This is a genomic window from Pseudoalteromonas fuliginea (assembly GCF_000690055.1).
GTDB lineage: Bacteria > Pseudomonadota > Gammaproteobacteria > Enterobacterales > Alteromonadaceae > Pseudoalteromonas > Pseudoalteromonas fuliginea.
This window is the reverse complement of the sequence record NZ_JJNZ01000054.1, coordinates 1-13,033: the sequence shown is the minus strand read 5'-3', so window position 1 is coordinate 13,033 and position 13,033 is coordinate 1. Positions and strand designations below refer to the sequence as shown.

At 39.6% G+C, this 13,033-nt stretch carries 11 protein-coding genes; 4 read left to right on the top strand and 7 right to left on the bottom strand.

Annotation, left to right across the window (positions count from 1 at the left end):
- Nucleotides 1-9: 9 nt before the first annotated feature.
- Entirely contained in the window at nt 10-888 is an 879-nt protein-coding gene (locus DC53_RS06045) for an ABC transporter ATP-binding protein (protein ID WP_007376453.1), read from the bottom strand.
- Nucleotides 889-1,075: 187 nt separating this feature from the next.
- Between DC53_RS06045 and DC53_RS06050 the strand changes: the two genes are divergently transcribed.
- Nucleotides 1,076-1,753, top strand: coding sequence for a nitroreductase family protein (locus DC53_RS06050; protein ID WP_033030949.1), 678 nt, complete (start codon nt 1,076-1,078; stop codon nt 1,751-1,753).
- Here DC53_RS06050 and DC53_RS06055 read toward each other — a convergent pair.
- A complete protein-coding gene (locus DC53_RS06055; protein ID WP_033030947.1) occupies nt 1,746-2,054 on the bottom strand; it encodes an ArsR/SmtB family transcription factor in 309 nt (102 codons plus the stop codon). The genes DC53_RS06050 and DC53_RS06055 overlap by 8 nt on opposite strands.
- A gap of 104 nt (nt 2,055-2,158) precedes the next feature.
- Between DC53_RS06055 and DC53_RS21740 the strand changes: the two genes are divergently transcribed.
- Both DC53_RS21740 and DC53_RS06060 read left to right on the top strand, forming a co-directional pair.
- Nucleotides 2,159-2,347, top strand: a complete 189-nt coding sequence (locus tag DC53_RS21740) for a YgaP family membrane protein (RefSeq protein ID WP_033023357.1) — start codon at nt 2,159-2,161, stop codon at nt 2,345-2,347.
- Nucleotides 2,347-2,691 carry a rhodanese-like domain-containing protein gene (locus DC53_RS06060; RefSeq protein WP_007376450.1) on the top strand — a complete coding sequence of 115 codons (345 nt, stop codon included), beginning with the start codon at nt 2,347-2,349 and terminating at the stop codon, nt 2,689-2,691. Before DC53_RS21740 ends, DC53_RS06060 begins: the two co-directional genes overlap by 1 nt.
- A gap of 21 nt (nt 2,692-2,712) precedes the next feature.
- Here DC53_RS06060 and DC53_RS06065 read toward each other — a convergent pair whose 3' ends face one another.
- Together DC53_RS06065 and DC53_RS06070 are read right to left on the bottom strand one after the other, a co-directional pair.
- Nucleotides 2,713-3,108 (bottom strand): DUF1801 domain-containing protein, encoded by a 396-nt coding sequence (locus DC53_RS06065; protein ID WP_033030945.1) that lies wholly within the window; start codon nt 3,106-3,108, stop codon nt 2,713-2,715.
- A 42-nt stretch (nt 3,109-3,150) separates the two neighbouring features.
- Nucleotides 3,151-3,696 (bottom strand): PH domain-containing protein, encoded by a 546-nt coding sequence (locus DC53_RS06070; RefSeq protein ID WP_033016345.1) that lies wholly within the window; start codon nt 3,694-3,696, stop codon nt 3,151-3,153.
- 288 nt (nt 3,697-3,984) lie between these two features.
- Between DC53_RS06070 and DC53_RS06075 the strand changes: the two genes are divergently transcribed.
- Complete coding sequence (locus DC53_RS06075) at nt 3,985-4,746, top strand: MipA/OmpV family protein (RefSeq protein ID WP_033030943.1); 762 nt, start codon at nt 3,985-3,987, stop codon at nt 4,744-4,746.
- A gap of 47 nt (nt 4,747-4,793) precedes the next feature.
- Here DC53_RS06075 and DC53_RS06080 read toward each other — a convergent pair whose 3' ends face one another.
- From DC53_RS06080 to DC53_RS06090, 3 genes are all read right to left on the bottom strand, one after another.
- The gene (locus DC53_RS06080; protein WP_033030941.1) at nt 4,794-9,098 is read right to left on the bottom strand and encodes an alpha-1,6-glucosidase domain-containing protein; all 4,305 of its coding nucleotides are present in this window, start codon (nt 9,096-9,098) and stop codon (nt 4,794-4,796) included.
- 24 nt (nt 9,099-9,122) lie between these two features.
- The gene (locus tag DC53_RS06085; protein WP_007376445.1) at nt 9,123-11,999 is read right to left on the bottom strand and encodes a TonB-dependent receptor; all 2,877 of its coding nucleotides are present in this window, start codon (nt 11,997-11,999) and stop codon (nt 9,123-9,125) included.
- A gap of 171 nt (nt 12,000-12,170) precedes the next feature.
- Complete coding sequence (locus DC53_RS06090; protein WP_033030939.1) at nt 12,171-12,788, bottom strand: LysE family translocator; 618 nt, start codon at nt 12,786-12,788, stop codon at nt 12,171-12,173.
- Nucleotides 12,789-13,033 lie beyond the last annotated feature (245 nt).

The following is a 13,033-nucleotide window of genomic DNA, read 5'->3' as shown; positions in this document are numbered from 1 at the left end:
TCAGTATCCTTATGCTGCTTTATTGCGGTGTTGGTGCAATGTTGAAAAATAGACGTCTTCTAAATCAGCAGGCTTAGACTCAAACCCTTCTGGCGCATCGTCAGCAAACACACTGAGTAATGTTTGTCCTGCAAACAAACGCTTCGCTATTACCGGTAATGATTGTTCGAGTTCCAAAGCCTCGGCTTGACTCATTGCTTTGTGCCAAATTTTTCCCTGTAACGTATTCGTAAGCTCAATTGGGTTACCTTCAAGTAAAATTTGACCATTAGCTAATACGGCCATATTTGGGCAAAGCTCAGACACATCTTCAACTATATGCGTTGATAAAATCACCACTTTACTTTCACCTAAACCCACTAACAAATTATGAAAACGATTTCGCTCTTCAGGATCTAGACCTGCTGTTGGCTCATCTACAATGAGTAAATCAGGGTCGCCTAATAAAGCTTGTGCAATACCAAAACGTTGGCGCATACCGCCCGAGAAACCACTTACCGCATTTTTTCGATGATCATATAAATTGGTTTGCGCTAACAACCCTTCAACGGCCTCTTTACGTTCAGCCTTATTACTTAAACCTTTTAAAATAGCCATATGATCAAGTAAATCATAAGCACTAACACGCTGATAAACACCAAAATCTTGCGGTAAATAACCTAAACGCTCACGCAAGCTTTTAGGGTGTGTTAACACATCAATACCATCAAATACAACGCTGCCACTATCGGCTGATTGCAGTGTAGCGATCGTTCGCATTAATGAAGATTTACCCGCACCATTAGGACCCAGTAAACCAAACATCCCTTTAGGGATATTTAAATCAACACCTTGTAGTGCATGTACGCCGTTATCGTAGGTTTTTGATAACCCTGTTATTGATAGCATTTTTACTTCCTTGAATATAAGTAATTATTTTTATAATGTTTTATACCACAAGAAAAATAGGAACATAAGCTACTTGCTGGTCAAATTTGTAACAACAAATAAACATAATTTAAACTCATAACACTTGCCTGTACTGTATTCACTCGGTATAAAAACCACATATACTTTATATAAGAAGCGAAAAGCCATGCAAGATCACCAAAGCCAGCCATTAAACGACTTTATAGAATACCCACACGACGAAATGCTAAATCGCGCTAACGAGTTTTTAACCACTAGCCAACGCCGCCATAGCATTCGCAGCTTTAGCGATCGCCCAGTACCAAAAAATATTATTGAAGCATGTATAAAAGCAGCGGGCACAGCACCAAGTGGAGCGAATCATCAGCCTTGGCATTTTGTGGCTATAAACAGCAGTGATGTAAAAAAACAAATAAGGGATGCCGCCGAAAAACTAGAGCGTTCTTTTTACGAAGGCAGAGCAGGTGAAGAGTGGTTAGATGCGCTAAAACCGTTAGGTACCGACGCCAATAAGCCTTATTTAGAGCATGCACCTTGGCTTATAGCTGTATTTAGTCAAAAAAAGGGGGGCGTAAGCACCGATGATAAAAATACTAATTACTACGTACACGAATCGGTTGGTCTAGCTACCGGCTTTTTAATTCAGGCTTTGCATCGCAGTGGTTTGGCAACCCTTACTCATACTCCAAAGCCAATGAGTTTTTTAACCGACATATGTGGCCGCGATAGGGATAACGAACGCCCATACATGCTACTTATTGCAGGTTACCCAAGTGATGATGCAACAATACCTGCTCATGCACTGGATAAAAAATCTATTGATGAAATAGCTACTTTTATTTAGTGTTTTCTGCTTGGCAAAACCACTCATATAGCAAAGTAATGATCGACTCAACTTTTGGGTCGGTCAATGAGTAATAAATAGTGTGCCCATCTCGGCGGGTCATAACCATATCCGCCTTGCGTAAACTGGCTAAATGTTGAGATAGTGCAGATTGAGCCAAGGGCACATTTTTATTTAATTCACCAACACTTTGCTCACCTTGTAGCAAACTGCATAAAATCATTAAACGATTTCTATTAGCCATTAATTTTAAAAACTGTTCGGCTTGTTCTGCATTCACAGCGAGTTGTTCAATATTCATTTAATCACATCATTTATAAATATGCTTTTAAGTATAGACTTTTACATTAGATAACTCTAATATAAATTAACATTAGGTATTACTAATATAAAATTGAGATTATAATGAAAATAAGCGATGCGATACTTTTAATCGGCGGTAGTGCAGTAACAATATCAGTACTTTTAAGCTATTTTGTACATAGTAATTTCCAGTTTCTAACATTATTCATAGGTATTAACTTAGTGCAGTCAGCTTTCACAAAGTGGTGCCCATTAATGTCTTTTTTACGCAAAAGAGGATTCACAGACTAATGCTTACTTCAATTCCTGACTTACTAAAAGTTATCACACCTAACCAGCGGCGTATTGACGCAGCGCAAGCAAAAATAGAGCTCGAACAAAATAAAGGCCTACTTATTGATGTGCGAGAACCCGCAGAGCACGCTACAAAAGCCGCGATAGGAGCAATAAACATTCCGCGTGGGTTACTCGAAATGAAATTAATGGAAATAGAAAAAGATGCTGCACGGCCAATATACTTACACTGTGCAAGTGGTGCTCGCGCAACATTGGGAGCAGAAGCGTTAACGCGTGTTGGTTATGAAAACGTTAGCGTTATTACCTGTGATGCAAATCAAATTTGTAGCGTATTTTAAGCATCAACTAAGTACTTATAATTATGCGCCTAACAAAGGTAGGCGTTTAACTTTGTGATAAGTCAGTGCTAATTTAATACACTCTTTAACTGGGTGTTCTGGTAATGGCTTTTCACTATTTAATACAATTGCCCGGTTACCTTCAAAAGTGAGACTGTGGGAATACAACTCTCTAAATGTGCTGACTAGCTTTGATTGGCAATGAAAAAACAAATAACACGATGAGCCCTTAAAGCCTATGCGAATGGGGCTGCCATTTATTACGCTATAACTTGGCTCTCCCCACTTTAAAGACTCTTCAACAGCTCCTAAGTTTTGCTCTTGTGCTACGGTATAAATTAACTCTCGTAATTTTATAAGCTTACTTTTTGCTATCTCAGGATAATTATTAAATATATTTTTTATATCCGTATTCATAAAAATATCCTTGTAAGCGCTCTACCTATACTTAAAGATAAATTACTTTTGTTGTTTTTCATCCAGTAAAACAAGTAGCATTTGTTCTATATTTTTTACACTATAAGTCAGCGCTCTTAGTAGCTCTTTCTCACTTTGCTCTGTCGACTGCTGCGACGTTTTACCTTGATTAGCCAATACATCTTTTTGTTCAAGTATCGCCTCTCTAAACTCACTCGCATTAACTACACCGAGCAAAGATACTAAAGCGCCGTGTCCTGATTGCCCTGCCGTTTCAAAACTTAAGCGATATAACCCAAAGAGCCGCATTAACGGGCCTTGGCTCAACCCAACATCAGTTATTTTTTCAAGCGGTATCGACTTTTCCTCTTTAAATAATACCCCACGTTTAACTACTAGCTTTTGTGGTAATAGTTCAGCAGACATCGCAGCTAATATTCGCCCAGCCGCCAACCACACTATAAATAAAATCAAAGGGATGAGTGGAATAGTAACCAATGCTAAAAAACTAATGAGTGATGCAGTAACCATCCAGTATTGTTTTACTTTGAAATCGAATGATGCACTTTTTAAAATAATTTCAGCCATAATCATATTATTTCTAATCACCATAAAAATTCAAAGTACTCCATTACAAAATTGAATGCAATTTCATCAAATATAAAAATATAAAGTTATTCTAAAAATATGTTACTTATATTTCGTAATACATATAAAAAATTGTAATCCAAAAAACCACTAAACACTTTACTTCAGCTGCTTACATATATTTAAAATTTCACACACTAACTTACAACTCAAAATACTTATAACCGTTACACTCACTGCGTCAAACCAATAACAAATCTTATAACTACATTAATAGCGAAGGTAATCATGAATATTTATGTGAAAAAGAGTTTGCAACTGTTACTTAGCACATTAGCCTTATCAAGCCTAATGGCTCAAGCGCAAGATAAATCTCCGTGGTCGGTTGGTGCTGGGCTTATTTCAACTGAATCTCCCTATGCGGGCACAGATAATAGAACATTGCTCTTACCTATGATCAACTATGAAGGTGAAAAATTAACCTTTAGAGGCTTTGCACTCGATTACAAATTAGTTGAAAATAAGGGGTTTAATTGGTCAGTAATACTAGAACCCGGTCAATTTTTTGATTCGTCTGATTCTGATCTCGCCGAGATTAAAGCACTCGACGATCGCAAAATATCTCTCTATGCAGGTTCTAAAGTAAGTTATACCACAGGGTATGGTAGTTTAAGTGCCAGTGCGTCACACGATATATTGGGCCATGGCGATGGCGATGGCGCAAAATTAAAAGCTCGCTATAGCTACCCATTCAAACTTTCTAAACAAATTATGTTAATACCTTCATTTGGAGTTGAGCTAAGCAGTAGCAAAGTATCAAATTATTATTACGGTGTTACAAAGGGCGAATCAAACTCTTTTGATGCATACGAATTAGGCTCTACAGTGAATTATAATGCCGGTATGCTACTCAGCTACCAGCTTAATAAAAAATGGAATGTGAGTGCTATGATTAACTACACACAACTAGACTCTGATATTGAAGACTCGCCAATTATAGATACGTCGAGTATCTCAACTGCCATGATGTCGGTTAGCTATCAGTTCTAATTTAAAACATAGAAGCCGAGCATATAGTAATGCTCGGCCTCTAAATGCTATTGTTGATTAATTATTACCTTTATATTATTTCTATCAGGGCCAATAACGCTAAATGTATAATTACCCTGCTCAGCAACGCCCAAAGCTATATTAGTACCCACCGCTTCCAGTAAAGTCAGTTCACCTATATTTACAATTGGGGATTCACCTACACCACCGTAATCAACGGTACTCCAATCCTCAGAAGCCACTTTAAACTCATAATCACCCGCTTCTAAAGCTAATGACGTTGTATAAGTAGCATTACCCTGATAAATAAGTGGGTTATCCGTACTCCATTCATTTAAATTGCCTCGAATAAATACTTGCGTATCAGCAAACATTTCCGCATTTAAAATGATTAATGTAACGGCGCTTAAATCGCTCGCATCCAATACAAATTGATATTCGCCATCATTAGCAATATCTATAGTCATATTTGCGCCACCAAGTGCTAATAGTTTAGCTTTGCCTATAGTTGCACTAATATCGCTATCAGCAGAGCCATAATCAACCGAACTCCAGTCTTCAGAGGCAACTTTAAATTCGTAACCCCCTGCAGCGAGAGTGTTAGTAAAAGTATAAATACCCTTTCCGTTGTAAATCAGTTCGTCTGTGACTCCCCAATTATTTAATGTACCTCGCACAAAAATGGCATTACCAACAAATGGCTCCTCGTTATAAATTTTAAGTGTTGGGCTCTCCTTATCGCTAGCATCAAATACAAACACATAAGTGGCATCAATAGCGGCAGTAAAAGTCATGTTAGACCCACTAGCTGTTAGGGGCTCACTTTGACTTTCAATTACTTCTTTATCAGCATCTGATAGCGCACCAAAATCGACAGTAGACCAATCTTCTGAGGCTATTTTAAATTCATAGTCACCCGCACTAAGCGTAACAGCTAAGCGGTACTCTCCATTACCAACATATTCAAGTACATCACGAGTACCCCAATCATTTAACGAGCCGCGCACATAAACGGCAGTACTCGCAAAAGGTACTACATCGGGGGCGCCTACCGTTGCATTAGCACTTAACCCTACACCTTGGCCATCGTCTTGCGGCTTAACAAATACCGCCATTGTGTATGCTGGTACGTTAAAGCTACCTTCACCATCTCCTTGAGTAAAAGAAGCTGCAGCCATCATTGGATCAACACTATCTTTAAGTATACTGTGTAACTCAAAGCCATTCGCCGTTGGTATGCTATGAGTAAGCAACTGCTCGGTGCTATTAATAACCACAACGAGCGCATCGTTGTTTGCATCAATGTCGGTTAATCCTTCGCCATCATCAATACTCATAACAATTAAGCCATGTTGCTGGTTTTTGCCCACATTATGAAAACCAACACGTTCTATTACATCTTGCTCTGTGGTTAATCTAAATAATGGGCTAGCACTGCGAATAGCTAAAAACTCTTGAAAAACACCACCAGCATAAGCAATATTTTGCGGTTGTGCAGCAGCTTGAGGGTTACCCGAAATAGGCATTATTTCAGACCATTTCTCTTGGTTTTTCTCAGCATTAGGTAAGCCAATATTCCAATTATTATTTTGCTTAGTTAAATCAACTGCATTAAACCAATCTCCGGCATTGTAACTATCACGATCCATTGACTTTGAACGCAGTAAATCAGCGCCCAGTTGCATAAATGGTATGCCTTGGCTTACAAGCGGCATAGCGAGCGCCATATTGTGAGCACGTACACGCTCTTCAATATTCATACTAGCAGCATGTTTATATTGTAATTGATCCCATAGCGTTTCGTTGTCATGTTTAGAGACGTAGTTAATGCTATCGGCAGGGTCAAGTGCATATGCTGTTGGCTGAGTATTCCACGTAAAGCTATTGCCCTTGGCTGAATTACCTTTAAAGTCTTTTAGAATATAATTTTGTAAATTCCCAGCAAGCGATAAACGCAATGTATCTTGCTCAGCTAAATTGCCATCGGTTGGGTTATTGCTAAACAATGCTCCACCTCGAATAGCCTCGCGGATACGGTCGTTAAAGGTACCCACCTCTGAACCCGCCATATCGGCTTGTTTTGCTTGCGTAAATAAACGGTTATTAGCTACTTCACCAAAGTCCCAACCTTCGCCATAAAAATAGTTATCTGCATCGATTGCTTGAACCGCTTCACGCGCTGCTAAAATAGATGACTTAGGCATATGCCCCATCACATCAAAGCGAAAACTATCATAACCAAAGTCACGGGCTAAAATCACTAATGAATCAGTGACAAACTTATCCATCATGACATGCTCAGTGGCGGTGTTTTCACAACATGTTGATTGCTCAATGCCACCACTCACTTCGTTGTACCTGTGATAATAGCCGGGTACTAATTTATCAAATACCGACTTATCCCAAATACCTGATGCTGTTGTATGGTTATAAACAACATCCAGCACGACTCTTAATCCAATTTCGTGTAACGACTGCACCATAGCGCGCGTTTCAACTACGCGAGCAATACCCTCAGCCGTTGAGGCATAAGACCCTTCAGGGGCAATAAAATGATGCGGATCGTAACCCCAGTTAAAACCATCTAGGTCACGCATAGCACTGGCAAGTGCTTGGGCATCGTCAGAGCCTGGTAAATAACTTTGCAGCAACTGGACAATAGTGCTGTTCTTGTCTTCTGTTTTACAAGCGTCTGCTTCATCATTTATACGTTCACATAACTTACCTAACGTATCGGTTATTTCAACTCGCTCTGCGGCATTTTCTTCAATAGTGCCAATGTCTGTCACTGGTAGTAAATGAAAGTGAGTTAAACCCTTATCAGCCAACTGCTTAAGATGCTGCATTGGCACGCTTTCGCGCTCTGTAAATGCAAGGTATTTACCGCGATTTGGTGCACTAACACTGGTATCGCGCACACTAAAGTCACGTACATGCCCTTCATAAATAATCGCATCTTCTGGATTGGTAACGGTCGGTATACTGCGTTCATCCCAGCCCTGTGGTTTGGTGTCATCGTCATTTAGGTTGATTAGCTGCGAATACAAACCATTGCTTGATACATTGAGTGAATAGGGGTCTGTACTCCATAAACTTTCAATCGCTTTAGTGATTGGGTGATATACATCAAACGCAAAACGGTAGTAATGGCGATCGTATTTAGTATCTAAGCTGATAGACCAAATGCCAGTATTACTATCAAATAGCATTGCACTGCTATGCACTTGTGCTTTATCGGCATCAAACACATTAAGTATCATATTATTGGCCGTAGGTGCCCATACTGATACATCAATTGCATTGTTATTGTAATTAACGCCTAGTAGCGCCTCGTTAGCATCATTTTCATTTTGCGTATAAAGCGCATCTAGTGCTTTTGCTGTTTGAACGTAACTTGCTTTAAGAAGTTTGCCATCAACATCAAAACCCGCCACTAGCAGTTGTTGTTTAATTAATTGCTTAGCGGCCTCTGCATCCCAGTTACCTTGATAAGCGGTCCAATCACTCAAGTGCGGTACTTTTAGTGCTTGCTCATCGGTTAAGTTGGTTTGTATCAACTCAATGCTTTGACCATTTAATCCAGTCTCTTCATCAACCTTTAAATCTGCGCTTGCAGAGCTATATAATTTAATGATTTGACTCAGTTCATTACTCGGTTTGTATAATACTGTATTTAAATCTATCCAATGTGCAGAAGCCCCTGCAATAGCAACCGGACGCTCACCTAAATTTAAAATAGGAAACTCAAAAACAGACGGCTCACCATGTAAAGTAAAGTTCATACGCTGAAATTTTTCGTCGTCTTGCATTAATGGCATTGTTAAATCAACATCACCAAATGCCTTACCATCACCTTCTGTGCCTATATGAATAATAAAATTAGCGCACTCGTTGTAATCGGCTTTGAGCTTTATAATCCAATAAGCACCATAATTCGGATCTATCCCATCATGCACATGGCCGTTTTCCCAATCGCTCGTATCAAAAGGCGGTGCAAAAGCATCGCACACATCGTTATTCCACGAATGCAATCGGTAACCTTCATAGTTAGCGTCTGTTACGCGGTTATAAAATAAAATTGCCTCATTATCGCCAGGAAATACAACAGGATCAGGTAACGTTGGATCAGCGCCAACAATACAGCTTTCATTTTTTTCGTCGGGAACCGTTGGCGCTGCGCATTCAATCGACTCAGGATCGACACACTGTGTGCCAGTTTCGTTTGGTACTTGAGGTACATTACAAGTGAGTAACACTTGCCCCGATTTCACATCATCACCACTGCCACATCCAACTAATAGCATTAAGTTTAAGGCGACTAAGAAGTAACTATATTTTTTAATTTTTTTCATTTTTAAACGCTCCAACTTGCTAAATTAATGACTATAAGTAAAACCAAGATAAAGCTGACGACCAAAGTACTGAGTCGTACCGGTGCGTTGCTTTGTGCCAAAGTAGCTTTGGGTCGGTTCGTCTGTCAGGTTATTAACTTGCAAAAGCATTGTGAGGGAATCAGTAAGTTTGTATGACGTTTGAAAATCTATCACCGTTTCAGAGTCAAAATTAACAACTTGTTCGTTGATAGCGACTTGCTCAGATACAAATTCATCACGATAACGTGCATTTAAACGTGTTTCGAAGTTGTTATTTGAATAAAACAAAGTCGCGTTAACTACATTATTTGAAAGCCCAGGTAAAGATTGCGATACGGTATCGCCTCCTAAACTGGTAATAGACGAGATTTCGCTCTCGGTGTAAGAGTAACTACCGTTGATCCCTAACCCATTAAATGGCTCGGGTAAAAACGTAAATACATGGGTATAAGCTAACTCTAACCCTCTAATATAACCGCCCTTGCCATTGTTAACGGCGGTGGTGTAAATCCCATTGGTTGTGGCAACTTGTTCACCACTTATTGGGTCTTCAATAAAATCAGGTACGTTAAAACCATTGCCTTTAAAGTCGAAGTTTTCGATTGATAAGGTTTCAACAAACGAGTCTATGTTTTTATAAAATAGGGCTGCGGCTACAGACCCGTTACTCTCTTCAAAATAATATTCGTAAGATAAGTCATATTGGTCAGCATAAAATGGCTTTAAAAATGGGTTGTTATTGCTCGAACCATTAATGACCCCATCATCACTTACGTTAGCACTGGCATCACCGGCAAGGCGGTTTATTGGTGCTCGCGACATCACTTTAGCGGCAGCAAACCGCAATTGAGAATTGTCATTCAATTGCAGGTTTAAATTAAGTGATGGTAAATAATCGGTGTACTTTGTCCCTAGTACATTGGGTGCATAAAGGTCGTTAATAATCCCGTTTTCGTCGACAATATTTTGTGCTCCCAAGCGGGCATCACCATTTACGTTTTCAAGTACGGTTGCCGACTGGTCTGTCTCAATTCGACGTACACCCACGTTACCTAACAACGCTAAACCAGCAACTTCAGTATTTATATTCACCATCACGTAAGCGGCCAATACATCTTCAAACACTGAACCACTTTGCAATAATGTCCAGGAGTAATTACTAGTATATCCTTGGGCGTCATCAACACCGTCTGCATTACCCCATGTTTGCACTGGTTGTGGTGTACCATCTGGAAACCATGCGTTTAGCGCTTTGTCTAAATCAATGGCTAAATAAGAGGGAAAATAACTAAACTCACCTTGCCAATCAACAATTGAGGTCATCTCGTCTGTTAAACGCATTGGAGGCTGTGTTGATGAAAATGCGCCATCATTTCCGTATTCAAATACCGAACGCTTACGGCTATATTCTCTATCAGAATAGCGTGCACCAAACTCAACAGAGCTAAATATATCGTTTTCTAATTCGTATTTAAAGTCGAGCCTAAATGCGGTTACTTCATCTTCGGTTTGATCCGGGTAAATACCGTATTTACTAACCATAACGCGGTTTATATCGCTAAATGCAGCGGCTTGATTAAAGCCAACATCGGGTAAACTTAGGCCATTTAATTGATAGTTAATAGCAACGTTCGTATCAAACACAGGGGCTTCTGCGTTGGCATCTTCAGCTACTAAGCTCCATAACAAACCATTTCTAAAGTTACTTTTAGCGCGTGATAATGACACGTCTGCATTAACGCTTAAACGATCATTCACTTGCCAATCAGCGTTAACACCAAAGCTATCTACTTCGTCAAAGTCTTGGTTATCATCATTTACTATTTCAACGCGAGTATAGCTTTGTGAAGTTCGATTTACAGCAGCGCCAATAACTGTATTTCCATCAAGCTGAGGATTTGCATATGCTGCAGAAGGGCCACCTAACTTCACCCTAAAACCACGAGCAAATGACTTTTTATCAAATCGAGATAAAAACGCATCCCCTTTAAGTCTAAAGTTATCAACAGGTGCCCACTCTATTGCGGCTAAATAACCATTTCGAGTTTCTTCTCCACCTGAGTGCTGTAGTTCAAAGCCTTCACTTATGTATTCGTTTGCTGGATTTTGCGTTGGCCCATTAGTGTCGTTAGCGAGCCCATCAACATCTTTAGTATCATTGTAAGCAAGGCCAATAAACTGAGTTGCGACGCTTGGCTGAAATAATCGCGCATAACCAAGTGCTACGCCAAGTGTGTCATCGAGGTATTTACCTTGATATGAAAAACTAATCCGGTCGCCAAACTCCGTTGCATCAAATACCTCTGACGCACGGTCGTTATACATGCCTCGCACATTGGCTACAAATTTATGCTGTTGTGAATTATTTAATGGGCTTGCTGTTTCAAGTTCAACAGTGCCCGCTACACCGCCTTCAATTAAGGATGCTTTGGGTGATTTATATACCGCAGCAGAACTAATAAGTTCAGAAGGGTATTGGTCAAACTCAATACTACGACTACCACTGGTCGATACTTGCTCGCGACCATTTAATGTCGAAAAAACAAAGCCGCCCGAAAGCCCACGGATGTTAATTTGTGCAGCTTGGCCGCCGGTTCTTACCGCCGATATACCAGGCAAACGCGTCAGTGCATCAGCCATTGATATATCAGGTAAAGCACCTAAGTCATCCGCTGATATTTGCTCCGATACCGTATCGCTAAAGCGCTTTTGATTCAAAGACTGTATTAAGCTGCGGCTAAAGCCGCTCACTTCAATTACTTCTAAGTCTGCTTGAACTTTTTCAGGTTTACTTTCGTCCTTAGTTTGGCTTTCATTCGCTATTGCGCTATTTGCAGCAAATAATGCCAGCATTAGCGCGCTTAATTTGAATTTTTTCATGTGTGCGTACCTTTTAGTTATTGTTATGCGTTATGTCAGTCAGTGCAGTTAAAACATAACCAACAAAGTGTAACTAAAAGGTAATCAAATTGTGATGAATACGTATGCATCATAGAGGGCTTTGGCTGTAGCTATTTTGTACAAATAATTCAGCAACAACCGATTATAAAACTACAAACCAATTACCACCCTTATGGCTAGGGCAATAAACACAACACCCAGTATTTTGTCTAACCATGGATTTTGCTTGGTAAAACCAAAACGGTTTTTAGACACCTCAGTTAGCACTGCAACTAATAAATACCAACCAGTATCAATTACAAACACGGTTAAGCACATAATAATACCAATGCTTAAAGTGAGATTTTGCGGTTCTATAAATTGTGAGAACAACGCTAAAAAGAAAATCGCGAGTTTAGGGTTTAAAAAAGCAATCGCAAATCCATCTTGTAGCGCTTTACTCGCACTTACTTCACTCTTTTGTACTTGCAGCTCGTTATTAATTGGTTTTGCTAGCAATATTTTTAAACCTAAATAGGCTAAATACGCAGCGCCTAAATACACCAATATTTGGTATAGTGTTGGAAATTGAGCCATTAATGCACCTAAGCCAAGTAATGAGGCTGCAGCATAAAGCCCAACGCCAATACCATGGCTGAGCGCGGCAAGCATACCGTTTTTCATGCCACCACTAAGCGTGTGCTTTAACACCACTGCAAGGCTTGGCCCTGGTGACATTGCACCCATCATGCATACTAATGCTAAACTCAACCAAACAGATAAAGCCATTTATGTTCCTTATAACTTATGGTTTTCAATAGCTAATCCGCATACGTACTTACCTATGCTTTTTTATTTAACCTGAACTCTGGTTAAGAGATTTACTAACGTATTGAATCATAATGATATTTAAATTTATTTTCTCTAGCCAGAGATTTTCAGTGAAAACAAGGCGAATTTACGCGTCAATAGCGGGCCTATTGCAAGTAAATTCAACGCAGTTAGCGCTGAAAATAGCTGCTCGAGATAGATTT

Excerpts from the sequence above, each read along its gene's own strand:
- DC53_RS06045 (WP_007376453.1), bottom strand. The coding sequence starts at position 888 with ATGCTATCAATAACAGGGTTATCAAAAACCTACGATAACGGCGTACAT.
- DC53_RS06050 (WP_033030949.1), top strand. The coding sequence starts at position 1,076 with ATGCAAGATCACCAAAGCCAGCCATTAAACGACTTTATAGAATACCCA.
- DC53_RS06055 (WP_033030947.1), bottom strand. The coding sequence starts at position 2,054 with ATGAATATTGAACAACTCGCTGTGAATGCAGAACAAGCCGAACAGTTT.
- DC53_RS21740 (WP_033023357.1), top strand. The coding sequence starts at position 2,159 with ATGAAAATAAGCGATGCGATACTTTTAATCGGCGGTAGTGCAGTAACA.
- DC53_RS06060 (WP_007376450.1), top strand. The coding sequence starts at position 2,347 with ATGCTTACTTCAATTCCTGACTTACTAAAAGTTATCACACCTAACCAG.
- DC53_RS06065 (WP_033030945.1), bottom strand. The coding sequence starts at position 3,108 with ATGAATACGGATATAAAAAATATATTTAATAATTATCCTGAGATAGCA.
- DC53_RS06070 (WP_033016345.1), bottom strand. The coding sequence starts at position 3,696 with ATGGCTGAAATTATTTTAAAAAGTGCATCATTCGATTTCAAAGTAAAA.
- DC53_RS06075 (WP_033030943.1), top strand. The coding sequence starts at position 3,985 with ATGAATATTTATGTGAAAAAGAGTTTGCAACTGTTACTTAGCACATTA.
- DC53_RS06080 (WP_033030941.1), bottom strand. The coding sequence starts at position 9,098 with ATGAAAAAAATTAAAAAATATAGTTACTTCTTAGTCGCCTTAAACTTA.
- DC53_RS06085 (WP_007376445.1), bottom strand. The coding sequence starts at position 11,999 with ATGAAAAAATTCAAATTAAGCGCGCTAATGCTGGCATTATTTGCTGCA.
- DC53_RS06090 (WP_033030939.1), bottom strand. The coding sequence starts at position 12,788 with ATGGCTTTATCTGTTTGGTTGAGTTTAGCATTAGTATGCATGATGGGT.